General features: G+C 71.1%; 17 protein-coding genes and 5 pseudogenes. 8 read left to right on the plus strand and 14 right to left on the minus strand.

Annotated elements, in window-relative coordinates:
- Positions 1 to 119 precede the first annotated feature (119 nt).
- The 5 genes and pseudogenes from GJ633_RS04515 to GJ633_RS04530 all read right to left on the minus strand — a co-directional run bounded on the left by GJ633_RS04515 (position 120) and on the right by GJ633_RS04530 (position 3,702).
- Positions 120 to 1,298, minus strand: coding sequence for an inorganic phosphate transporter (locus GJ633_RS04515; protein ID WP_156587541.1), 1,179 nt, complete (start codon positions 1,296 to 1,298; stop codon positions 120 to 122).
- A gap of 1 nt (position 1,299) precedes the next feature.
- Positions 1,300 to 1,428, minus strand: coding sequence for a hypothetical protein (locus tag GJ633_RS18080; RefSeq protein WP_255470511.1), 129 nt, complete (start codon positions 1,426 to 1,428; stop codon positions 1,300 to 1,302).
- Positions 1,429 to 1,506: 78 nt separating this feature from the next.
- Positions 1,507 to 2,175, minus strand: a complete 669-nt coding sequence (gene npdG, locus GJ633_RS04520) for an NADPH-dependent F420 reductase (RefSeq protein WP_156587543.1) — start codon at positions 2,173 to 2,175, stop codon at positions 1,507 to 1,509.
- A 191-nt stretch (positions 2,176 to 2,366) separates the two neighbouring features.
- Complete coding sequence (gene trxA, locus GJ633_RS04525) at positions 2,367 to 2,840, minus strand: thioredoxin (RefSeq protein WP_156587545.1); 474 nt, start codon at positions 2,838 to 2,840, stop codon at positions 2,367 to 2,369.
- Between the two features lie 221 nt (positions 2,841 to 3,061).
- Positions 3,062 to 3,702, minus strand: a pseudogene (locus GJ633_RS04530) (MBL fold metallo-hydrolase).
- A 108-nt stretch (positions 3,703 to 3,810) separates the two neighbouring features.
- On the opposite strand from GJ633_RS04530, the gene GJ633_RS04535 reads away from it, so the two are divergent.
- Positions 3,811 to 4,920 carry a DUF373 family protein gene (locus GJ633_RS04535; RefSeq protein WP_156587547.1) on the plus strand — a complete coding sequence of 370 codons (1,110 nt, stop codon included), beginning with the start codon at positions 3,811 to 3,813 and terminating at the stop codon, positions 4,918 to 4,920.
- Between the two features lie 31 nt (positions 4,921 to 4,951).
- Here the strand turns inward: GJ633_RS04535 and GJ633_RS04540 are convergent, their stop codons facing one another.
- From GJ633_RS04540 to GJ633_RS04555, 4 genes are all read right to left on the minus strand, one after another.
- A complete protein-coding gene (locus GJ633_RS04540) occupies positions 4,952 to 5,929 on the minus strand; it encodes a hypothetical protein (protein ID WP_156587549.1) in 978 nt (325 codons plus the stop codon).
- 135 nt (positions 5,930 to 6,064) lie between these two features.
- Positions 6,065 to 7,123: a phosphotransacetylase family protein gene (locus GJ633_RS04545; protein ID WP_231741229.1), complete on the minus strand. Its 1,059-nt coding sequence runs from the start codon at positions 7,121 to 7,123 to the stop codon at positions 6,065 to 6,067.
- Positions 7,120 to 9,231, minus strand: coding sequence for an acetate--CoA ligase family protein (locus GJ633_RS04550; protein WP_156587551.1), 2,112 nt, complete (start codon positions 9,229 to 9,231; stop codon positions 7,120 to 7,122). The genes GJ633_RS04545 and GJ633_RS04550 overlap by 4 nt, the downstream gene beginning before the upstream one ends.
- A 107-nt stretch (positions 9,232 to 9,338) precedes the next feature.
- Positions 9,339 to 9,731 carry a helix-turn-helix domain-containing protein gene (locus GJ633_RS04555; protein ID WP_156587553.1) on the minus strand — a complete coding sequence of 131 codons (393 nt, stop codon included), beginning with the start codon at positions 9,729 to 9,731 and terminating at the stop codon, positions 9,339 to 9,341.
- A gap of 133 nt (positions 9,732 to 9,864) precedes the next feature.
- On the opposite strand from GJ633_RS04555, the gene GJ633_RS04560 reads away from it, so the two are divergent.
- From GJ633_RS04560 to GJ633_RS04565, 3 genes are all read left to right on the plus strand, one after another.
- On the plus strand, positions 9,865 to 10,497 hold the full coding sequence (locus tag GJ633_RS04560) for a helix-turn-helix domain-containing protein (RefSeq protein ID WP_156587555.1): 633 nt from the start codon (positions 9,865 to 9,867) through the stop codon (positions 10,495 to 10,497).
- A gap of 105 nt (positions 10,498 to 10,602) precedes the next feature.
- Positions 10,603 to 10,758 carry a hypothetical protein gene (locus GJ633_RS16995; RefSeq protein WP_197431231.1) on the plus strand — a complete coding sequence of 52 codons (156 nt, stop codon included), beginning with the start codon at positions 10,603 to 10,605 and terminating at the stop codon, positions 10,756 to 10,758.
- 56 nt (positions 10,759 to 10,814) lie between these two features.
- Positions 10,815 to 11,291, plus strand: a complete 477-nt coding sequence (locus tag GJ633_RS04565) for a pyridoxamine 5'-phosphate oxidase family protein (RefSeq protein WP_156587557.1) — start codon at positions 10,815 to 10,817, stop codon at positions 11,289 to 11,291.
- Positions 11,292 to 11,319: 28 nt separating this feature from the next.
- On the opposite strand, the gene GJ633_RS04570 is transcribed toward GJ633_RS04565, so the two are convergent.
- Complete coding sequence (locus GJ633_RS04570; RefSeq protein ID WP_156587568.1) at positions 11,320 to 12,528, minus strand: cation:proton antiporter; 1,209 nt, start codon at positions 12,526 to 12,528, stop codon at positions 11,320 to 11,322.
- 102 nt (positions 12,529 to 12,630) lie between these two features.
- Positions 12,631 to 13,109, minus strand: a pseudogene (locus GJ633_RS04575) (cation:proton antiporter regulatory subunit).
- 218 nt (positions 13,110 to 13,327) lie between these two features.
- Between GJ633_RS04575 and GJ633_RS18085 the strand changes: the two are divergent.
- Positions 13,328 to 13,462, plus strand: a complete 135-nt coding sequence (locus GJ633_RS18085) for a hypothetical protein (RefSeq protein ID WP_255470513.1) — start codon at positions 13,328 to 13,330, stop codon at positions 13,460 to 13,462.
- A 190-nt stretch (positions 13,463 to 13,652) separates the two neighbouring features.
- A pseudogene (locus GJ633_RS04580) lies at positions 13,653 to 14,998 on the plus strand (MFS transporter).
- A 45-nt stretch (positions 14,999 to 15,043) separates the two neighbouring features.
- On the opposite strand, the gene GJ633_RS04585 reads toward GJ633_RS04580, so the two are convergent.
- The 3 genes and pseudogenes from GJ633_RS04585 to GJ633_RS04595 all read right to left on the minus strand — a co-directional run bounded on the left by GJ633_RS04585 (position 15,044) and on the right by GJ633_RS04595 (position 17,615).
- Positions 15,044 to 16,345: a ribonuclease catalytic domain-containing protein gene (locus GJ633_RS04585; RefSeq protein WP_156587562.1), complete on the minus strand. Its 1,302-nt coding sequence runs from the start codon at positions 16,343 to 16,345 to the stop codon at positions 15,044 to 15,046.
- 53 nt (positions 16,346 to 16,398) lie between these two features.
- On the minus strand, positions 16,399 to 17,241 hold the full coding sequence (locus GJ633_RS04590; RefSeq protein ID WP_156587564.1) for a GIDE domain-containing protein: 843 nt from the start codon (positions 17,239 to 17,241) through the stop codon (positions 16,399 to 16,401).
- A gap of 36 nt (positions 17,242 to 17,277) precedes the next feature.
- Positions 17,278 to 17,615, minus strand: a pseudogene (locus tag GJ633_RS04595) (hypothetical protein).
- Positions 17,616 to 17,920: 305 nt separating this feature from the next.
- Between GJ633_RS04595 and GJ633_RS18440 the strand changes: the two are divergent.
- Positions 17,921 to 20,183: pseudogene (locus tag GJ633_RS18440) on the plus strand (hypothetical protein).
- Between the two features lie 62 nt (positions 20,184 to 20,245).
- Positions 20,246 to 22,175, plus strand: a 1,930-nt coding sequence (gene leuS, locus GJ633_RS18445) for a leucine--tRNA ligase (protein WP_156587566.1), incomplete at its 3' end; no start/stop codon positions are given.

A 22,175-nucleotide genomic window follows, 5' to 3' on the forward strand; every position in this document is an offset into this window, starting at 1 on the left:
CCGCCGAGGCTGGGGAGGCGTGAGGTGTTGTGTGGCGCCGTGCGGGGTGAGACGCAACGGGAGGGAGGACCACGGTGGCCGACACGCGGCCGGTCACAACGAGAGCCGTACCGCCGCGGTCACAACACGAACCGCACCGCCGAGTACACGCCGAACCCGAGCGCGAGCGACCCCGCGAGCGACGCGACCCACGCGAAGACGGTGTACCCCATCTTCGCCCGGCTCACGCCCGCGTCGCCGGCGGCGTACCCCGCGCCGACGATCGCCGAGACGATGATCTCGTTGAACGAGACGGGGATCCCGAACGCGACGGCGGTCTGGGCGATCGCGAACGAGGGGATGAGCGCCGAGATCGACCGCCGCGGCCCCATCGACGCGTAGTCCTGTGAGATCGCCTTGATCATCCGCGGCGCGCCGGTCCACGACCCCGCGAGCAGCCCGGCGCCGCCGCCGACCAGCAGGGCCCACAGCGGGATCCCCGCGCCGTCGACGAAAAGCGGCACCAGCGGGCCGATCGCGAGTCCGACCTGCGAGCCGCCGGCCGAGAACGCGACGAGCCCGCCCATCACGAGCAGGAACCGCCGCTGGGCACCCGCCCGGTCCCGGCCGAGGTCGACGTACACCGCGACCGCGACGAGGGCGGCGATCGCGAGGGTGACGGCGATCTCGCCGGCGCCGCCGACGCCGAGGCCAGCGCCGAGCGCCGCCGCGATCGACGCCTGTTCGCCCGGGGGACCGAGCAGCGCGAACCCGACGTTGGCGACGATCACACCGACGACCCCCGCGAGCCCCGCGATGAGCTCCCGCTCCGGGACCGTGTCCGCGATCAGCGTCCGGGCGACCCCGTAGGCGATGCCGCCGCCGACGAACGGAGTGGCCACCCACAGCGTGAGGATCTCGGTGTACTTCGCCCAGGCGGGGTCGCCGCCCATCGCGAGGCCGACGCCGACGACGGCGCCGGTGACGGTGAACGCCGTCGCGATGGGGTAGCCGGCGAACACTCCGATCGCGACGAGCCCGGCCGCGGTGAGGAGGGCGACGATGGCCGCGCCCGCGGTGAGCGTGACGCCGCCTATCAGCTCGGTGCCGACCGCCTCCGTCACGTTCGCGCCCTGGAGGACCGCCCCGAGCAGCCCCAGCACGCCGACGACGAGCCCCGCGCGCATCACGGAGATGGCGTTGGCGCCGACCGCCGGCGCGAACGGGGTCGAGCCGGACGAGCCGGCACCGATCGACCACGCCATAAAGAGGCTCGCGACGCCGGCGACGAAGAGCGTCCCGACCGTGGTGACGACCATCTTATCGTTTCCCGTCTTCGTAGCCCTCGCGGAGCCCAGCCACGGTGCGCCGGACGAGCAGGAACCCGAAGAAGAAGAGCCCGAGCAGCCCGACGAGAATGACGATGAACAGGGGTTGGACCGGGAGCATACACTCGGATCCGTCGGCACCGTGTTATGGGTTTCGCCCCAGCGCGCGGGACGCGTGCCTCGCGGGCGGCTCGCCGACTTACTGGAACCTGACGCCGAGGTCGTGGAGCCGCTCGTTGTGCTCGGTGAGGTTGATCAGAAGCGGCACGAGCGCCTCGATCTCGGGCGCGTTGGCGATGCCGCCGGTATCGAGCGCGCGCAGCCCCTCGATCCCCTCGGCCACGTCGATAACGGTCCGTTTCGCGTCCTCGTCGTCGCCGACGACGAGCGTGTCTATCCCGAGGTCGGCGTCGAGGTTCGCGAGCCGAGCGGCCGCGAGGTTGTGGAACGCGCCGACCACCGTGACCCCCTCGGGGGCGGCGTCCGCGGCGAGCCTGGTGACCGATCCCGCCCCCGGCCGATGGTAGTGGAAGCCCTCCTCGTCGCGTTTCATCCCGGCGGCGGGAGAGACGAGCACGTCGCCCGAGTCGAGCACGTCCGAGATGGCCTCGACGGTGTCGCCGATGTGGTACGGCGGCACCGCGAGGACGACCACGCGGGCCTCGGCGGCCGCCGCCTCGTTCTCGAACCCCGCGACCGTGGCGTCGATCCCGCGGCTGTCGAGCTCCGTACGATACTCTTCGGCTTTCGTCTCCGCGCGCTCGGCGTCGCGCGAGCCGATCCGGATCCGGTGGGTCGTGTCGGCCGCGAGCCGGAGCGCGAGCCCCTCGCCGATGTCGCCGGTCCCGCCGAGTATCGCGATTTTCATACGCGCAGTGTGACCGCTCGTGTTTTAGTGGTTTCGTGATCGGCCGTCCCCGCACGATCGAGCCCGGAAGAGTCCCGTCGCGCTGTCCGCCTCATCGCTCCGGGCGGAGCGACGTCTGGGCGAGGTGGAGTGACGTTGGAGCGAGGCGGAGCGTGTCGGTCGGCGTCGATCTGGTGTCTCGATCCGGTCGTTCAGGCGGCGTGCTGGGCGATCGCGGACTCGAGCGTCGCGCGGTCCTGTGCGCCGACGAGCCGGTCGACGACCTCGCCGTCGGCGTACACGAGCAGCGTCGGGATGCTGCGTGCGCCGAGCTCCCGGGCGATCTCCGGGTTCGCGTCGATGTCGACCTTGGCCACGGCGGCGTCGGTCGCCGCCGCGACCGCCTCGACCGCGGGCTCCATCATCTGACAGGGGCCACACCAGTCGGCGTAACAGTCCACGAGCACGACGTCGTACTCGGCCACGACGCGCTGAAACGCGTCGGAGCCGTCGACCTCGATCGGCTCGTCCGGAGTCGCTTCCGAGCCGTCGTTCGTCACGTCCGCGGACGACCCGCCGACCTCCCCGTTCTCGTCGAGTTCGCGCCGGAGCTCGCGGAGCTTCTCCTCGCGAATCCGTTCGCGCTCGCTCTTCTCGGCGTCCGCCGAGTCGGGCGATTCGGTCATGTAACGGTATTGCTGATGACGGACAATATAGCTGACGACCGCACGCGCCGGATGCGGCGGCGCGGGCCGAGCCGGCCGATCGCACCTGGTGTCGTCCTCCTCGCGGAGTACCACGTGCGAGGAGACGTTCGCACTGGTCAGCGCCCGTATCGGCCGATAACCACGCGGTCGGATCTCCGACTAGTTCTCGGTATCTCACAGATCGTCTCGGCGCCGTCGGCCTACTCGTCCGGGTATTTCGGCTCGCGGCGCTCGGCGCGCTCGAGCGCGCGCTCGACGACCTCGCGGACGGTGTCAGGCCCGTCGGCGGCACGGTAGACGTCGCCGTGACCGGGATACATCGCCGCGACGCTGTCGGGCAGGCGGTCGAGGAGGGTGTGGAGGCTGTCGATCAGGCGCTCGCGGGACTGGCCGACCATGTCGGTGCGGCCGAACGAGCCGTCGTCGAAGGCGCCGTCGTTGTAGACGACCACGTCGCCGGAGTACAGCCGCTCGTCGCCGACCAGCGCGACGTGGTCGTCGGCGTGACCGGGCGTGTACACCACCTCACAGCGCTCGTCGCCGATCGCGATCTCGTCGCCGTCGCCGATCGCGACGTCGCGTCGCGGGTGGGACGCGTACGCGTAGAGAGTCGCGTCGAAGCGGTCGAGTACCGCGTCGAGTTCGCCGACGTGATCGTGGTGCTGGTGGGTCAACACGACCCGGTCGAGTTCGTCGGCGTCCGCCGCGTCGAGCGCGTCCGCGACGGCCGTCTCGCGCCCGGCATCGTCCCCGCGTCGACGAGCGTGGTCGCGTCGCCCGGGACGAGGTACGCGTTGCAGGTGAACTCCTCCGCGTCGGCGGTGACGGTGATCGGCTCCATACGTTCCCGACGGTCGGCGGGCGTGAAAAGCGTACGTCCTCGGCGGAGCGCTCCCGGTGCCGGCCGCGAGCCGAAAGCCTATGCCGGCGCCTCGCGTACCCGGGTGTGATGCTGCTCGTCCTCTGTGTCGACCTCGACGACGACCTCGGCCGGAAGACGGGGATCCCCACCCCCGTCGTCGGCGCCGCCGACGTCACCGAGGCCGCGGTCGCGCTCGCGACCGCCGACCCGGAGGACTCCGACGTGAACGTGCTGTTCCAGGGCGTGAACGTCTACGACGAGCTGTCGGCCGGCGGCGAGGCGGTCGAAGTCGCCGCCGTCACCGGCGTCGACGGCTCCGACGTGCGGGCGAACCGGGCGGTGGGCCAGGAGGTCGACCGCGTCCTCGCGGAGCTGTCCACCGGCGAAGAGGTGTCAGCGGTCGTGATCACCGACGGCGCCCAAGACGAATCGGTGCTCCCGGTGATCCGGTCGCGGATGCCGATCGACGGGGTGCGCCGCGTCGTCGTCCGGCAGGCACAGGACCTCGAATCGCTCTACTACACGATCAAGCAGGTGCTCGCCGACCCGGAGACCCGGGGGACGATCCTGGTCCCGCTCGGCGTGTTGCTTTTGATCTACCCGCTCGTCGTCGTGGCCAACCTCTTCGACGTCGCCGGCGCGGCGGTGCTCGGGATCCTCTCCGGGCTCGTCGGGCTCTACTCGCTGTTCCGCGGGCTCGGACTCGAAGAGACGATCGACGGCGCGGCCGAGACCGTTCGAAACGTCCTCTACACCGGCCGGGTGACGCTCGTCACCTACGTCGTCGCGCTCGCGCTGATCGTCGTCGGGGGCGTCCAGGGCGTCGAGACGGTGGACGCGGTACACGCGGCCCACGGCAACGCGGTCACGACCGGCGTCACCGTCGCGGCGTTCGTCCACGGCTTCGTCCGGTGGCTCGCGGTCGCCGGCGTCACCTCCAGCCTCGGCCAGATCACGGACGAGTACCTCGCCGGGCGGTTCCGGTGGCGGTACCTCAACGCGCCGTTCTACGTGATCGCCATCGCGGTCGTGCTGTTCGCGGTCTCGGGGTTCTTCCTCCCGAGCACGCCCGGCGTGACGTCGCTCGGGCTGGGCGAGCTCGCGATGGCGCTGGCGGCCGGAACGCTCACCGGCGTGTTGAGCACGCTCGCGTTCGCGGTCGCCGAGTCGCAGCTGCCGTCGGCGGAGCCGACGTGAGGGCGGACGAGAGAGCAGGGAACCCGAGAACTCACCGCGGCGTCCAGTTCTCGCAGGCTTCCATGTCGTCCATCAGCTCGTCGTAGTGGGCGCAGTACGGCTGCATCCCCTCGTCGGTGCGGACGTAGTCGAACTGCGCGCAGCTGCCGCAGTAGGCGTCGCCCGGGGCGTCTCGGGCGGCGTCGCCGGTCGAAGGGGCGTCGGGCGACGCCGTCGAGTCGGGTTCGTCGAGCGGCGAGGTGATCCGCGACGCCGTGTCGCCGCCGTCGCTCACCCCGGCCGCGCCGGTCGCCGGACCGGCGGAGCGGCCGGTACCGACGGAGCCGCCGGTGTCGGCGGACCCGGCGGCGCTCCCGGACCCCCCCGTTCTCCCGGGCTGCCCCGTTGCGGACGCCGAGGCGTTCGGCCGGTTGGTCTGGGTCGAGACGTCGCCGTCGGGCGTCGCACCGAGCAGTCCGACGCCGCCCATCCCGTCGAGCTGGTCGCGGCTCACCTCGACGACCTTCGTCTCGCCCTTGTGGGTGACCTCCATCGTGACGGTGCCGCCCGGGTCGTTCCGCGTCTTGAAGTTCGCGACGCCGACGAACACGCTCCACAGCGTCGTCGCGGCGCCGAGGATGTACAGTCCCGCCGTCGGCACCGTGAGGTCGGGCAACTCCGGGCTGGGACCGCCGACCCACTGGTGCGGGTACGCGTGCGCGAACAGCGCGACGCCGAGACACATCACCGCGGCGCCGACGAGCGCGGCCGCGCGCGTGTTCCGGTCGGCCGGGAGCACGGTCATCACGCCGAGCAGGAGCAGCGGGACGCCGACGCCGCCGAGCACGCCGCCCAACCAACGGGCGTCACCGGACCCGTAGCCGGCCGGGAGCACGACCTCTGCCGCCACGATGAGCCCCGCCACGAGCAGCAGCGTGCCGACGACGAACGACCCCACTCCGAGGTACAGCCGGCGCGGGTCGACCTCGGAGCCCCCTCGTCCTCCGTACGCCTCCGAGAGACTGGTCATACGCGGGCTACGTCGTCCACCCTGAAAACAGTATGTCAGACGTTCGCCCGTGACACCGGACGCGACGGGGGTGGTCTACCCCCGGGTCCCCGGTCGATCGCCACAGCGATCCGGGAACGTCCGCGAACCCCTCCTTCAGAGGATCGCGCCGACGTCGACGTGCGCGTCGAGCAGCGTCGCCATCCGGTCGACGGTCCGCGCGTCGCGGGTCCGGCCGCCGCTGACGACGGCCTCGGCGCGATCGATCGCGGTGACGGTGTCGGTGTTCACCGCGAGGACCGGCTTGCCGGCGTCGGCCGCCTTCCCCAGCACCGCCCCGGAGCCGGTGGCCGCCCGTGAGGACGAGACACGCGACGCCGGAGGCTCGAGCGCCGCGGTCTGGACGTCGGCGCGGTCCCCGCCGGTGATGACGGCGGCGTCGCGCGCGCGGCGGAAGTGCCGCAACGCCTCGTCGCCGCCCATCGCCCCGACGAGGAAGCGCTCGACGAAGGCGTCCGTCGGCGCGTCGGTCAGCAGCTCCGCGCCGAGCTCGTCGGCGAGCTCCGCGACGGTGACGCCCGCGAGCTCCTTCTCGTACGGGATCGCACCGAAGACGGTGACGCCCCTGGACTCGAGAAACGGGATCCCGTCCTGGTCGAGCGACTCGAAGGCGTCGTCGGACACCTTGTTGAACACGACGCCGGCGAGGCGGTCGCCGAACGCGTCGGCGGCCGCGAGCACGTCGTCGAGGTCGTTCGGCGACCCGTACTCGGCGACGAGCACGACCCGCGCGTCGAGCAGCTCCGCGACGTCGACGTCGGTCAGGTCGACCACGCCGCCCGTGGTCCAGTCGCCGCCCCCCTCGACGAACACGTGGTCGCGATCGGCCGCGATCTCCCCGTACGCCTCGCGGATCCGCTCGCGCAGCGCGTCGGGGTCCTCCGTGCCGCGGACCGCCCCCTCGACGAAGGTCGGCGAGTAGACGACGGGCTCCATCTGGTGCATCTCGCTGTCCAACTCCAGCACCTCGCGCGCGAGCATCGGGTCCTGGTCGAGCGTCTTGCCGACGTTCGACCGGAGCCGGGTCCCCTTCGGTTTCATGTACCCGACGCTGCGGTCGCGGTCGGCGGCGAGCCGCGCGAGCGCGACGGTGATCGCGGTCTTTCCTGCGCCCTCTCCGGTCGCGGTGACGAGTGTCGTGTGCGTGTCAGTCATGGGTCGAGTTCCTCCGGGTCGACGGTGAGTCGCACGTCGACGGCGGCGGCGTTCGCCCCGTCGGCGTCGGGCAGTGCCACGAGCGGGTTGATGTCGAGTTCGAGGACGGCCGGAAAGTCGGTGACGAGCTGGGAGATCCGCCCGATCGTCTCGACGACGGCGTCGACGTCGACCGGGTCGCGGCCGCGGGCGCCGCGCAACAGCGGCGCAGAGCGGATCTCCTCCGTCATCGCGCGGGCCTCGGGCTCGGAGACGGGCGCGACGCGGAACGTGGTGTCTTCCATCACCTCCACGAAGATCCCGCCGAGCCCGAACATCAGCAGCGGGCCGAACTGCGGGTCGCGGTTCATCCCGACGATCGTCTCGACGCCGTCGTCGAGGTCGACCATCTCCTGAACCTGCACGCCGAGGATCGTCGCGTCGGGCTGGTAGTTGCGCGCGCGGGTGACGAGGTCCTCGTAGGTGTCCGCGACGTCCGCGTCGGCGACGCCGACCGCGACGCCGCCGATGTCGGACTTGTGGAGGATGTCCGGCGAGACGATCTTCATCACGACGTCGCCGTCGATCCCCGCGGCGACCTCGCGGGCGCGCCCCGGCGAGTCGACGATCGCGCCGTCCGGCGTGGGGATCCCGTACGCCTCGAGCAGCTCCATCGCCTCGACGCCGAGGCGGTTGTCGTCGCGGTCCCGGACGGTCTCGAGCACCGCGCGGGCGCGTTCGCGGTCCACGTCGAACGACATCGGATCCGCGTACTCGCGGTCGCGAATGTCGCGGTAGCGCGCGAGCGTCGCGAGGCTCTCGATACCGCGGGCGGGGTCGAAGTAACAGGGGATCCCCGCGGCCTGGAGCCGCCGTTTCGGCTCGCGGGTCCGGTCGCCACCCATCAGGCAGGCGGCGACGGGGACCGCCAGCTCGGCGCTCACCTCGCCGATCGCGTCCGCGAGGTCGTCGAAGTCGATCGTCGCCGTCGGCGCGGCCAGCACGAGGGCGGCCCCCACGTCGTCGTCGGCGACGGTGATCTCGAGCGCCTCGCGGAACCGGGCGACGTCGGCGTCGCCGATCACGTCGACGGGGTTGTGGACGTTGGCCTCGTCGGGCATCGACTCGCGGAGCGCCTCGGTGGTTTCGGCGGAGAACGACGCCATCTCCAGGTCGGCGTCGCCGACGGCGTCGGTCGCCATCACGCCCGGCCCGCCGGCGTTGGTGACGATCGCCACGCTGTCGGTCTCGGGCAGCGGCTGACTCCCGAGGATGCCCGCCGAGTCGAACAGCTCATCGACCGACTCCGCGCGGATGACGCCGGCCTGGTCGAGCCCGGCCTCGTACGCCTCGTCGGAGCCGGCGAGGGTGCCGGTGTGCGAGGAGGCGGCCTGCGCGCCGGCGCTCGTCCGCCCCGACTTCACCGCGACGATCGGCGTGTCCCGGGTGGTCTCGCGGGCGGTCTCGATGAACTCGCGGCCGTCCTCGATCCCCTCCAGGTAGCCGATGATCACGTCGGTCTCCTCGTCGTCGCCCCAGTGGTCGACGAAGTCGGTCTCGTCGAGGACGGCCTTGTTGCCGAGCGAGACGACGTCCTTGAACCCGACCCCGTTGTCGTTGGCCCAGTCGAGCACCGCGGTGACGAACGCGCCGGACTGGCTCATAAAGGAGAGCCCGCCGGGCAGCGCGTTCTCCGGGCCGAACGTCGCGTTTAGCCCCGAGGGCGTCGAGATGATCCCCAGGCTGTTGGGGCCGACGAGGTCGAGGTCGTACTCGTCGGCCAGCTCCGCGAGGCGCCGCTCCCTCGCCGCCCCGTCCTCTCCCGTCTCGCCGAACCCGGCGGTGATCACGACGACGTTCCGGACGCCCGCCTCGCCGCACGCCTCGATCGCGTCCAACACGATCGCGGGCGGCACGACGATCACGGCGACGTCCGCGTCGGCGGCCGCCACCTCGTCGACGCAGGGCGTCCCGAGCACCTCGTCGTAGTTCGGGTTGACGGGAACGGTGTCGCCGTCGAAGTCCGCGAGCAGGTTCGACGTGACGGCGCGGCCGACCGCTCCCTCGCGGGGCGTCGCGCCGACGACCGCGACCCTGTCCGGGTCGAACAGCTCGTTGAGCGTACCCATCGACGGGCGACTACGCCGACCGGGGGCTTAAGATCGGTGGGGATTCTTCGGAAGCGAGCAGTGACCGTAGCGCCCGGTTACCAGGACAGAAACCACACGAGACCGATTCAGTCGGCCGAGACGCCGGTCGTCTCGAGCGCCGCCTCGAGCGCGTCGGTGCCGCCCCGTTCGTCGACGGTCAACGTGACCCCGTCGTCGGTGAGTTCGACGGCGGCGTCGGTCGCCGCGCGCGCGTACTCGGCGGCGTGGTCGCCGTTCGGGTCGAACCGCACGCCCTCGGTGAGAAGCGGCGTCTGGCTCAGCCGCTCGACCTTCCGGTAGGCGGTCGAGAGCGCGATGTCACACGCGTCCGCGAGTTCGCTCGTCGTCATGGGCGCGTCTGCCGCCGCGAGGATGGCGCGACAGTCGGGGTCGGCCAGCGCGTCGAACGTCTCGTCCAGCGTCTCCGTGTCCTCCGTCACCGTGGTCGGGCCGGCCGCCTGCGGCGTGGGTCGCTTCATGGATGTACCTACCGGCGCGACCCACCCCAACGTGCCCCCTACATATGGGGGGTGTTTTATAGGGGAGACCGCGTTCGACCGGCGAGCCGCCGCCGTCAACGTTTTGCCCGGCGGCGGGCACGGACGGACGTAGATGGGATCGGGGATCAGAGCGGAGGTCTCGCTGCCGGTCGCGTCGCCGTCGCCCTTCGACGGGATCGTCGACGGGACGCGGCCGATCTACAGCGTCTCGCGCACCACGACCGACGACGGCGGGCGCGTCGTCGTCGAGTTCATCGCCGCCGCCGACCTCTCGGTCCCCGACGACGTCGAGGTCGTCTTCGCGTACGGCGCCAAGGCCGCCTATCGGTTCGAGCGCCCGTACCGCGACGAGTCGCCGTTCGCGGTGTTAGACCGGCACGGCGTGCCCGTCTCGGAGACCACGATCCGCGACGGACGGCTGCTCGTCACGTTCCACGCGACCGACCTGCCGACGCTCCGCTCGGTGCTCGAGGCGTTCCAGGAGTCGTGTCCGGACATGCGGGTGCTGCGGCTCCTGCAGTCGTCGTCGACCCCCGAGGAGTCGGACCTGGTCACCGTCGACCGAAGCGAGCTGACCGAGCGGCAACGCGAGGTGCTCGCCGCCGCCCACGAGGCCGGCTACTTCGACCACCCGAAAGGCGCCAACGCCGGGGAGGTCGCCGACTCGCTCGAGATCGACCGGTCGACGTTCAGCGAGCACCTCGCGGCCGCCCAGCAGAAGCTGCTCGCCGCGATTCTCGACTGATCCGGAATCGACCACCCACCGACCCGGTCTCACCCGGTCGGCCGGATTCCGAACCGACAGGAATCCTCTGCGTCTTTCATGAGTGTCCGTACCGTACCCGCGTACATGCCCGGACCACAGACGCACACCTTCGACTGCCCGGAGTGTCACCGATCGATCGAGGTGGACGACGCGATGCGGGCGACGCTGCTCGACGTCGGCTGTGTCGTCTGCGGGGCGCCGGTCGCGGAGTGTGACCTCTCCGACGCGCCGACCGCGTGACGGCCCGCCGCACCGGTCTCGTACCATTTATCCCGAGGGCGGCGAGAGGGGAGGGTATGGCGACGAAAAGCGAGGTCGAGATGTCCGACGCGGCGGTCGACGCGCTCCTCTCGCGACACGAGACGGGCGTGTTGTCGCTCGCGCGCGACGACGAGCCGTACGCGATCCCGATCTCGTACGGGTACGACCCGGAGGCCCGCGAGGCGTACCTGCGGCTCGTCTCGACCCCGGACAGCGAGAAGCGGACGTTCCTCGCGTCCGAACCGACGGCGCGGATCGTGGTGTACGAGGAGGACAGCGAGCGGGACGGCGAGGAGTACGCGAGCGTCGTCGGCGTCGGTACGCTCCACCGCGTCGACCTCGAGGAACTCACCCCCGAGACGATCGCGCAGTACGGCGAGGCCCGCCGCCCGCTGTTCGAGGTCTGGGCGGAGGGAAAAGCCGACCTCGACATCGACCTCTACAAGTTCATCCCGAAACGGCTGACCGGCCGGACCGTCGTGGTCGATCGCGAGACAGACAAAAACGAGTGAACCGGCGAGAGACGGTAGCAGATACCGGTCAGAGGCGGCCGTCGGCGCTCCGCCCGGTCCGGCGGACCCGGCGCACCACGGCCGACTCGAACGGGCCGGAGTACTGCATCAGCGTGGTTCCGAGGATCGCCATGACTAGCACGTAGCCGACGGCGAAGGCGCTTATCGTCTCCGCGAGCGCCGCGTCGAAGGTACCGGCGTTGGCGCCGGTGACGGCGACCGTCGCGATGATGAGCGAGAACTCCCCGCGCGTGGTCATCCCGAGCGCGACCCGCGTCGACCGGCGGGCGTTGAGGTCGAACGCGCGCCCGCCGAGGTACCCCGTGACGAGCTTCGTCGGCGTCGTCACGAGGACCGCGAGCGCGATCAGCCAGAACACCTCGCCGAACAGCAGCGGGTCGGTGACCAGCCCGATCCAGAAGAAGAACACCGCCGCGAAGGTGTCGCGCACCGGCTCTAACAGCGTCTCGATCTCGTGGACGTAGTCGGTCGCCGAGAACGCCATCCCGACGAAGAAGGCCGCGACCGCCTCGCTGACGCCGAGCGCGAGGGCGACGCCCGCGATCAACACCACCGTCGCGATCGACCGGAGCACGACGAACTCGTTGCTGTCCGTCGCGACCAGCCGGTCGAACGCCGGGGTCCCGAACTGGACGAGCGCGAGCAGTCCGAGGATGAACCCGAGGGCGATCCCGACGTCGACCGCCGCCGCGGCGACGTCACCGCCGCCCAGGACGAGCGCCGAGGCGACCGCGAGGTAGACGGCGATGAAGAGGTCCTCGTAGACGAGCGTGCCGAGGAGGGGCTCGGCCTCGTCGTTGGCGATCCATCCGAGGTCGATGAGCGACTTCGTGATCACCGCCGACGAGGAGATGTAGACGATCCCCGCGAGCAGGAACGCCGGGAGGAGCGCGCCGAAGACGAGCCAGCCGAGGACGAGCCCCGCGCCGAAGTTCGCGAGGTCGATCGTCCCGGCCGTGCCGATCTGGCTCCGCCGTGCGAGCAGGCGGTCGAGGTTGAACTCCAGCCCGAGGAAGAACAACAGGAAGACGATCCCGAGCTCGGCGCCGAGCGCGACGAACGCCGACTCGGCGACGTGGGCGGTGCCGAGAACCGGCAGCGAGAGCCGCCCGAGGACGTATTCCCCGAGCGCCATGCCCGAGAGGATGTAGAAGGGGATCACCGACTGGCCGAGCCGGTCCGCGAGCCCGCCGGCGACCGCGATGGCGGCGAACATGATCCCGGCTTCGAGGAGGGCCTCAGCCACGGCCGATCACCCCGTCGACACCGGCCGACGTGACGGCGTGTTCGGCGACGCTCCCCGCGTCGCGTCGGGCGCTCATTCGGTGAGCAGCTCCTCGAACGCCTCGCAGTTCTCGCGGGTGCGACGCCGATCACGGTGTCGCCCTCGCGGAGGATGGTGTCGGCGCCGGGGCTGTCGATCACCGCGTCCTCGCGCTGGATCGCGACGACCGCGAGCCCGGTCCGGTTCCCGATGTCGGCGCTCTCCAGGGTCTCGCCGATCAGCGGGGACCCCGGCTGGAGTTCGTACCACTCCAGGAGAATCCCGCCCGGGAGGGTCGTCTCCTGGGTGTCCGGTTCGATCGGCTGGAAGTGCGCCCCCTCGATGATCGACCCGATCGTGCGCGCGAGGTCGTCGCCGAACTCGAAGACCTTCTCGGAGTCGGCGTCCGGGTCCGACCGCCGGAACACCTCGCGTTTCCCCGTGTTGTGGATGACGACGACCATCTCTCCGTCCCCGAGATCGATCTCGAACTTCTTCCCGACGCCCGGGAGGTCGGATTCGGTGATCGGCATACCGGGAGAAGCGAGGCCACGCTAATAGGTGTGTGCGTTGGAACGCGTGAGACGGGAGCCCGGCGGGCGTGAGAGTCCGGCGTCGGAGAACGACGTGGCGCGGTCCGACACCGACGGAGCGCCCCGGAACCGACAGAGCCGTCACACGGACCGAACGGGAGCGCTCGCGGCCGGTCCGAGCCAGACCCGTTATATACGATCGACGACACAGGTCGTGTATGGGCGTGTCCGAGTTCCTTGAGGGACAGAACCTCACGCATCGCCAGATGGGCGCCATCATGATCGGCTGGCTGGCGCTCGTGACTATCGTGTCGGTCGGACTGCTGATCTACACGGCGCTCAACATCGTCTGATCGCGCCGCCCCAGTAGAGACGAGGGTCCGACTGGAACGGCGACAGAGCGGAGCCGCGACCGACACCGACTCTCACCTCGTCTGCCGTCGGTAGGGGCGCGTGTGCCGCGACGGCGAAGCGCCGGACGGCGGCGCGGCGCGAGTACCGCGGAGATTATGACGGATCCCCGAGAACGCCGGGTACATGGCTCTGGATCACGCCGAACGTCGGATCGTGGCGTTCACGGCCGGTTCACACGGGCTCGTCCACACGTACGAGCTCTCCATCCCCATCCTGTTGACCGTGTGGATCGCCGAGTTCTCCACGACCGCGGCGACGCTCGGGCTCGTCGTCACGGTCGGGTACGGGCTGTTCGGCGTGGGCGCGCTCCCCGGCGGGATCCTCGTCGACCGGTTCGGATCGAAGCCGCTGATCCTCGCGTGTCTGATCGGGATGGCGGGGTCGTTCCTGTTGGTGAGCGTCGCCCCGACGCTCCCGGTGCTCGCGGTCGCGGTCGGCCTGTGGGGCGTCACGGCCAGCGTCTATCACCCGGCCGGGCTCTCGCTCCTCTCGCGGGCGGTCGACCGGCGCGGGGTCGCGCTCGGGTACCACGGGATCGGGGGGAACCTCGGCATCGCGCTCGGTCCGCTGGCCGCCGCGCTCCTGCTTCTGGCGTTCGACTGGGAGGTCGTCGCGGTCCTCCTCACGCTGCCCGCCCTCGGCGTCGCCGCCTACGGCGCGACCGTCGACGTCGACGCCGCGCTCGCCGCCGCCACGGACCGGTCGGGCGGCGCGAGGCGCGCCGAGCCGAGCGACGGTGAGTCGAGAACCGACGACGAGGATCCGAGAATCGACGACGAGGAATCGATCGAAGACGAGGAACCGAGCGACGCCGACACCGAGGGCGCGGTGGCGCTGTCGGACGTCGCCAGCAACACGCGAGTCCTGTTGACCGGCGGGTTCCTGCTCGTCTTAGTGTTCGTGACCTTCAGCGGGCTCTTCTACCGCGCGTTCCTGACGTTCCTCCCGGACCTGCTCGGGGACGTCCTCGGCGGGTTGGTCGACGTGCAACTGGTCGCCCCCGAGAGCCCGTACGCCGAGGAGTTCGACCTCGCTCGATACCTGTACGTCGCGATCCTCACCGTCGGCGTGTTCGGCCAGTACCTCGGGGGACGGATCGCGGACCGGGTGCGGCCGGAGCGCGCGCTCGTCGGCCTCATGGGGATCCTGGGAGCGCTCGCGCTCGGGTTCGTCCCGGCCACGGCGACCGTGCCGTCGTTCGTGGCCGTCTCTCTCCTGCTCGGGGTCGCCTGTTCACGGTCCAGCCGCTCTCGCAGGCGACCGTCGCCGCGTACTCGCCGCCGGAGGCCCGCGGGCTCTCGTTCGGGTTCACCTACCTCGCCATCTTCGGCGTCGGGTCGCTGGGGGCCGCGCTCTCGGGGGCGGTCCTGACGCGTGCGGGGTCCGGCGAGCTGTTCGTCGTCCTCGCCGCCATCGCGGTCGCCGGCGGGCTCGCCGCCGCCGCCGTCGTCCGGTTCGGCGCCCGTCAGGGGTGACGCCGCCGGCTCTCTGGCTGGTCGATCCGCTGCCGAGAGAGGATCTCAGGCCGTGTGTTTGGCCGCCTCCGGGTCCTCGACGACCTCGAGGCCGCGGTTGTTGACCGCGTACGGGTCGAGCCCCTGTTCCTGGAGGAACTGCTTGTAGAGCCGTTCGGCCGTCTCGCCGTCCTTCTGCTTGTCGCTGGCGTGGTCACAGAGCTCGACGAGGTTCTCGGGCACGTCGTTCTCGTGGACGATCCAGTGGTTGATCGTGTCGGAGAGCCGCCGGATGGGCGAGGTGAAGTGGCCGTAGATGTCGAAGTTGAGCGCGTGGTGGCCGCCGAACGGGTCGTTCATGTACTTCGCGCGGGGCATCACCTTGAGCACGGCGCGCTGGATCTTGTTGAGCTGGCGCTCCGGCGACTCCTCCAAGGCGGCGTTGACGGCCTTTCGCGGGTCGTCGCCCCACGCGTCGCCCGGAATCGAGACGCCGTCGAGCTCCTGGATCTCCTTGAGCGCCTCGTTCCACTGGTCGGGCGTGGGCTGGGGGTGGACGCGGTACATCGCCTCGACGCCGCGGTCCCACATCAGGGTGTGCGTCACCGCCTTGTTCGCCTTCAGCATCGACTCCTCGATGATGGTGTGCGCGCGGTCCCGCCGGGGGTTCAACACGAGCGAGCCGTCCTCCTTGCGCTGTTCGTGCATGCGGTCGGCCAGCTCGAAGGCGAGCGCGTTCTCCTCGCCGAGGGGTAACGAGGGGTCGTCGAGCCGCTCTTCGCACTCCGAGTAGGTGAGCCGCTCGTCGGAGTTGACGACGGACTTGTAGATCTCGATGTCCTCGAACGAGAGGGTCTCGTCGTCGATCTCCATCTCGACCGTGTGCGCGAGGCGGTCCTCGTTCGGGACGAGCGAGCAGACGGTCTCGGCGAGCACGGGCGGGAGCATGTGGATCGTGTACGCCGGCAGGTAGACGGTGTTGGCGCGCTCGACCGCCTCCTCCCACATCGCGGTGTCCGGGGTGACGTAGTGGGTGACGTCGGCGATGTGGACCCACAGCCGGTAGGCGCCCTCCTCGCGCTCGATCGAGATGGCGTCGTCGAAGTCCTGGGCGTCGATCGGGTCGGTGGTCCACGTCGTCAGGTCCCGGAGGTCGCGGCGCTCGTCGATCTCCGCCTCGATCTCGTCGTACACGCCCTCGGTTCGCGTCTCGGCTTCGCGGAGGACGTCGGCGGGGAACTCGTCGCGGATTTCGAACTCCTCGAACAGCTCCTCGCGCTTCTCGGCGAGTCTGTCCGCCAGCGCCGGCGTGATCGTCACGGGACCCTGGTCTTCGGCGGACCCCGGCTTCGGCTCGTCGTCTGACATGGATCCACCAACGCGGGTGCGTTAGAAAGGCCTGTCGGGGGAACCCGGGCGCGTCACCAGACACCTCCGCCGAGCAGCGGCGAGAGCCCGAGCAGTCCCACCGCGAGCGCCACGGCGCCCATCACGAGGGGCACCGCCGACCGCCCGACCAGCCGCAGCGCGGTCCGCCTGGCGTCCGCGTCGGCGACGACGAACGGCGAGCCGCCGTCGAGTCGTACCTTCACCTCGCCGGCCGGCGCGTCCGGGAACGCCGCGGCGTCGCCGACGACGGTGACCGGGTCGCCCGGGCGGAGCACGCGCTGGCGGTATCGCCGCTCCGGGTCGGCGCCGACCGTGATCGGGCCGATCGCGCGGCCCGCCTCGGCCTCGTCGACGTCGTCGACCGCGTCGACGAACCGGCGCACCCGTTCGGGCGGTGGCTCGTCGGCGTCGACGGTCAGCTCCGCGTCGACCCCGAACACGAACGTCGCCGCCGCCGGGTCGACGCGGACGCCCGTCCCGCCGTCGACGATCCGGAAGGGGACGCCGGCCTCGCCGGAGTCGATCGTCACCCACGAGCGGCCCTTCCCCTGGCTGCGGTACTCGGAGATGTCGTAGACGCAGCAGAGACAGGGGTCGCCGGCGAACGGCGCGGAGAGCGTCTCGCCGTCGACCGCCTCGGCGCGGCCGGCGACGCGCACGCGTCGGTCGTCGTCGATCAGGCCGGTCGGGTCGGTCGCGGTCGCGCGGGCGACGCGGAACGCGTCGAGCGAGCCCTTCGCGCCGTACGCGAGGAACGCGAGGCCGACGAGCAGGGCGAGCGCGCCGATCGCGACCGGGAGCAGGTTGGAGGAACCGGTCGACGCGAGCGCTCGGAGGAGGGCGACGCCGGGGTGGAGCGGGTGGAGGGGGACCATGTGCCGCGTTCGGCTACCGGGCGGCGAGAGGTAGGCTTATCGGTCGCTGTCGGACCGCTCGGTCGAACCGGCCGATCCGGTCGGGTCGTCGGCGTCGGCCGCGTCGGCCGCGACCGCGTCGGCGTAGCGGTCGAGGAACTCCTCCCGCGAGAGCCCGTCGACTCGATAGAGAGGATCAGGGATTCGAGTCCGTCGCGGGGTTGGTGGCAGAGCTCGTCGTGACACTCGGTACAGAGGTACTCGAACTCCTTGTCGCGCCGGTCCCAGCGGTCGCCCTCCTTGTCGTACTCGCGCGCGTCCTCGCGCAGCACGGAGTCGCCACACGCGATACAGACCACCGTCCGCCGGTCCCGGTTCCGCCGGGAGCGCCACATACGAGCCACCTCGGACCGGCCGTACTTAGCGTTTGGTACGCGGCAGACGTTCGTCGGACGGGGCGGCGCCCGCGCTCCGGGGTCGGGCCCGGCCCCGAGGACCGAACGCAGTCGGGCGGACCACTGACGCGTCCGTCGGCGGCGACCGAAGGCTTATCGGCGACCGCGGCGTGCCTCGGAGGCATGGACTCCGATCCGCACCGGCGCCCTCGCCGCAGACGCGACGAGCCGATCGTCGGAGCGGAGGTGGATCGGTGACCGATCCCGACGTCGCGAGCGACCCTGCTGTCTCGGATGACTCCAAGATCGCGGGCGACACCGACACCGCGACCGACCGCGAGGTCGGGGTCGACCGCCGGACGCTACTCGGGACGGTCGCGGGCGGGGTCGCGGCCGCAGTCGCCGGCTGTTCCGGCGACGAGACGGCCGACGCCGGGACGGACGCGCTCGACCCGGAGACGCTCGAGGACCTCGCCGCCAGGTTCGCGCCGACGCTGTACTTCGACGCTGCCGAGCCGTGGTTCCCCACCGATCCGCGGCCGTACGCGACCGAGGAGGACGGCGAAACCGTCGTCGACGGCTTCGCGGCGTTCGACGGCTACCACGAGCGACGCGGCGAGGCGGACGAGCCGCCGGCCCCGACCGTCTTCTACAACGGAGTCCGGTACGCGGACTCCCCGCTCGCGGTGGTCCAGTTCTGGTTCTACTCCGCGTTCGACCAGTTCGCGACCAACTTCCACTGGCACGACTGGGAGGTGCTCCACGTGTTCGTCGACCTCGACACCGGCGACCCCCAGCTGTACGTCGCCAGCTCTCACTCCCGTCGCGTGCCGAACAACGAGTTCCTCGACCCGGACCCGGACGTCGTCCCCAGGATTCTCACCGAACTCGGCTCCCACTCCAGTACCCTCTCGGTCAACGAGATCCCGGACGGGTTCCGGCGGGTCGGCGGCGACGGCCTGCTCGCGGACATCACGAACGCGACGATCGACACGGTCGAGGACCTCCTCGGCGTGCCGATCGCTTACGGGCTCCCCCGCGACGAGGGGATGCGGCTCCCGTTCGTGGTGCCGGAGTACGAGGGCGAGCCGATCTACGACCACCCGGACCTCCCGTCGGTCACCGCCGACTCGCTGGTCGACGAGCCGCTCACCGTCCGGTCGCTCGACGCGCTGTCGTCGCCGCCGACGGACCTGCCGCTGCGCGAAACGGGGATCGCCTTCCGTCACCGCGAGCGCGACGGCGACGACGGCGGGCGCGAGGTCCCCCCGCCCGACGAGACCGCCGAGACGGTCGTGGCGTACGAGCTGGTCGAGACCGCCGAGCTGGAGCACATCTCGGCGTTCACCGGGCCGCAGCTGAGCTTCGAGTTCGCGGTCCCGGAAGCCGTCGAGGACGCGGTCGCCGGCCACATCACGACCACCGGCGTCCCGTGGGACCAGCCGCGCTACGAGAATCCCGCCGTCGACGTCACCGCGGGCAACCACCGGTCGGAACTCGCCGAGCGATACGACGCCGTGGCGGCGCCGGAGGGGCCGATCCCCGAAGCGGCCGGCGACCTCGACGCGGTGGTGGCCCGGGTCACGGCGGCGGTGGAGAGCGACGAGGCGCCAGACAGCGAGGGGCTGACCACGACGGACGCCGCCGTCGAGTCGTTCGTGCTGCTCGAAAGCGATCCGAAGGCGGTCCCGACGTTCGGCGGGGTCGCGGTCGCACGGGGAGTCCCCGCGGGCGAGCACCGCGTCACCGTCAACGGCGCCGGCCGGACGCCGCACAGCGAGACGGTGTCCGTCGCCGACGACGAGGGCGTGACGACCGCAGGTGTCGACGGCGAGATCCCGCTCGTGGCCCGCGAGGACGCGACGAAGGTGACGGTCTCGGACGCGGACAGCGAGATAGACCTGGCCCGGACCGCGATCGAGGACGACTTCGCCGGCCGAATCTACGACTCGGCCGTCGACGGGAGCGACGCGGTCTACGTCCACGCGGGCGGCGCGTACGCGGCGGAGGTGCGCGACGCCGACGGCGAGGTCGGCGCGTATCGAGTCAATCCCGACTCGGAGGCGGCCGCGACCGGCGACCCCCTCCGGATCGAGCGCCCAGAAACCGGGGTCGCCCCGCTCGCCGGGTTCGTCGTCGACATCGCCGAGGAGACCCGCGCCGAGGTGGCGGCGGCCGCGGCCGGAAACGGAGGCGCGGGTGACGGAGACACAGGTGACGGAGAGACGAACGACACGGACGCGGGCGACGCAGACGACACCGGCGGTTCGACGAGCGCCGGGGGTCCGCCGGCCGGGCGGGGCCCGTCGAACGGCGGTGAACGGGCTGGAGCGCGCACTCGCCGCCGCGGTCGACGCCGCCGAGCGGGCCGAGGCACGGGCCCGAGCGGGCGACCGGGGCGGAGCCGAACGACAGCTGGAGGCGGTGGTCGCGCGGATCGAGCGGATCGAGAGCCGGCTCGAGGCGGCTCGCGAGGGGCTCCCGCCGGGACTCGCGAACGCGACTGGCAACCGCGTGGCGCAGGCGGCGCGACGCGTGGAGCAGGCACGGCGCGCCGAGACGCTGTAGCGGCGCCCGGCAGCCGGATGGAAAGCTATACGACGCCGACCCGACCACGAGTATATAAGCAGATGTCTCAGGAGGGTTACGACCACACGGCAGTCGAGACGCGGTGGCAGGAGGCGTGGGCGGACGCCTCCGTGTATCACACGCCCGACGACGTCGAGGACCCGACGTACGTCCTCGGGATGTACCCGTACCCGTCCGGGAAGCTCCACATGGGGCACGTCCGCAACTACACGATCACGGACGCGTACGCCCGGTACCGCCGGATGCGCGGCGACGACGTGCTCCACCCGATGGGGTGGGACGCGTTCGGGCTCCCGGCGGAGAACGCCGCCAAGGAGCGCGACACCAACCCCCGCGACTGGACGTTCGACTGCATCGACACGATGAAAGGCCAGATGAAGGCGATGGGGTTCGGCTACGACTGGGAGCGGGAGATCACCACCTGCACCCCCGAGTACTACCGGTGGAACCAGTGGCTGTTCTCCCGCTTTTCCGACGCCGGACTCGTGGAGCGACGCGACGCCGAGGTGAACTGGTGTCCCTCCTGTGAGACCGTCCTCGCGGACGAGCAGGTCGAGGGCGACGACGAGCTGTGCTGGCGGTGTGACACCCCCGTCGAGACCCGCGAGCTCGACCAGTGGTTCCTGAAGATCACGGCGTACGCCGACGAGCTGCTCGACGCCATCGACGACCTGGAGGGGTGGCCGAACTCGGTCCGCCAGATGCAGCGCAACTGGATCGGCCGCCAGCACGGCAGCGAGGTCGACTTCCGGATCGAGGGCCACGGCGCCGTCCGCGCGTTCACCACCCGCCTCGACACGATCCACGGGGCGACGTTCTTCGCACTCGCGCCCGACCACCCGATAAGCGAGGAGCTGGCCGCGGAGGACGACGCCGTCCACGAGTTCGTCCACCACGAGGCCGACCCCGACGGCGACGAGCCGAACGGCGTCGAGACGGACCTGACCGCGATCAACCCCGTGACCGGCGAGGATATCCCCGTCTTCGTCGCCGACTTCGTGCTCTCGGACGTGGGGACCGGCGCGCTGATGGCCGTCCCGGCCCACGACGAGCGCGACCACGCCTTCGCGACGAAGAAGGGCATCGAGATCCGGCCGGTGATCGCGCCCGAGCCCGACGGGGACGACGGGAGCGACGCGGCGACCGAGCCGGCGGCCCCGGAGGTGGAGGCGGCGGCGTTCACCGAGGACGGCGTGCTCGTGAACTCCGGCGAGTACAGCGGCCTCGACAGCGAGACCGCCCGCCAGCGGCTGACCGAGGACGTCGAGAGCGCCGAGGTGGCGACCCAGTACCAGCTGCGCGACTGGGGGATCTCCCGACAGCGCTACTGGGGCACCCCGATCCCGGTCGTCCACTGCGACGACTGCGGACCGGTGATGGTTCCGGAGGAGGACCTGCCGGTCGAGCTGCCCGAGTTCGTCAACACCACCGGGAACCCGCTCGACGCCGCCGAGGAGTGGAAGGCGACGACGTGTCCGGAGTGCGGGGCCCCGGCCGAACGCGAGACCGACACGATGGACACGTTCGTCGACTCCTCGTGGTACTTCCTGCGCTACGTCTCGCCCGGGAGCGAGGAGGTCCCGTTCGACCTGGACCGCGCGAACGACTGGATGCCGGTCGACCAGTACGTCGGCGGGATCGAACACGCCGTGATGCACCTGCTGTACTCGCGCTTCTTCACGAAGGTGCTCGCCGACGAGGAGGGGCTCGCCCACCGCGAGCCGTTCGAGAACCTGCTCGCCCAGGGGATGGTCCAGCTGGAGGGCGAGAAGATGTCCAAGTCGAAGGGGAACGTCGTCTCGCCACAGGAGATCGTCGACGAGTACGGCGCCGACACCGCGCGGCTGTTCATGATGCAGGCGGCCCAGCCCGAGCGCGATTTCGACTGGAAAGAGGAGGGCGTCCGCTCCACCAACCGCTTCCTGCGCCGGCTCCACCGGACGGTGACCGACTTCGCCGCCGGCGCGGTCG

It is taken from the genome of Halorubrum sp. CBA1125 (assembly GCF_009742825.1).
Taxonomy (GTDB): Archaea; Halobacteriota; Halobacteria; order Halobacteriales; family Haloferacaceae; genus Halorubrum.

Excerpts from the sequence above, each read along its gene's own strand:
- GJ633_RS04515 (WP_156587541.1), bottom strand. The coding sequence starts at position 1,298 with ATGGTCGTCACCACGGTCGGGACGCTCTTCGTCGCCGGCGTCGCGAGC.
- GJ633_RS18080 (WP_255470511.1), bottom strand. The coding sequence starts at position 1,428 with ATGCTCCCGGTCCAACCCCTGTTCATCGTCATTCTCGTCGGGCTGCTC.
- npdG (WP_156587543.1), bottom strand. The coding sequence starts at position 2,175 with ATGAAAATCGCGATACTCGGCGGGACCGGCGACATCGGCGAGGGGCTC.
- trxA (WP_156587545.1), bottom strand. The coding sequence starts at position 2,840 with ATGACCGAATCGCCCGACTCGGCGGACGCCGAGAAGAGCGAGCGCGAA.
- GJ633_RS04535 (WP_156587547.1), top strand. The coding sequence starts at position 3,811 with ATGCTGCTCGTCCTCTGTGTCGACCTCGACGACGACCTCGGCCGGAAG.
- GJ633_RS04540 (WP_156587549.1), bottom strand. The coding sequence starts at position 5,929 with ATGACCAGTCTCTCGGAGGCGTACGGAGGACGAGGGGGCTCCGAGGTC.
- GJ633_RS04545 (WP_231741229.1), bottom strand. The coding sequence starts at position 7,123 with ATGACTGACACGCACACGACACTCGTCACCGCGACCGGAGAGGGCGCA.
- GJ633_RS04550 (WP_156587551.1), bottom strand. The coding sequence starts at position 9,231 with ATGGGTACGCTCAACGAGCTGTTCGACCCGGACAGGGTCGCGGTCGTC.
- GJ633_RS04555 (WP_156587553.1), bottom strand. The coding sequence starts at position 9,731 with ATGAAGCGACCCACGCCGCAGGCGGCCGGCCCGACCACGGTGACGGAG.
- GJ633_RS04560 (WP_156587555.1), top strand. The coding sequence starts at position 9,865 with ATGGGATCGGGGATCAGAGCGGAGGTCTCGCTGCCGGTCGCGTCGCCG.
- GJ633_RS16995 (WP_197431231.1), top strand. The coding sequence starts at position 10,603 with ATGCCCGGACCACAGACGCACACCTTCGACTGCCCGGAGTGTCACCGA.
- GJ633_RS04565 (WP_156587557.1), top strand. The coding sequence starts at position 10,815 with ATGGCGACGAAAAGCGAGGTCGAGATGTCCGACGCGGCGGTCGACGCG.
- GJ633_RS04570 (WP_156587568.1), bottom strand. The coding sequence starts at position 12,528 with ATGTTCGCCGCCATCGCGGTCGCCGGCGGGCTCGCGGACCGGCTCGGC.
- GJ633_RS18085 (WP_255470513.1), top strand. The coding sequence starts at position 13,328 with ATGGGCGTGTCCGAGTTCCTTGAGGGACAGAACCTCACGCATCGCCAG.
- GJ633_RS04585 (WP_156587562.1), bottom strand. The coding sequence starts at position 16,345 with ATGTCAGACGACGAGCCGAAGCCGGGGTCCGCCGAAGACCAGGGTCCC.
- GJ633_RS04590 (WP_156587564.1), bottom strand. The coding sequence starts at position 17,241 with ATGGTCCCCCTCCACCCGCTCCACCCCGGCGTCGCCCTCCTCCGAGCG.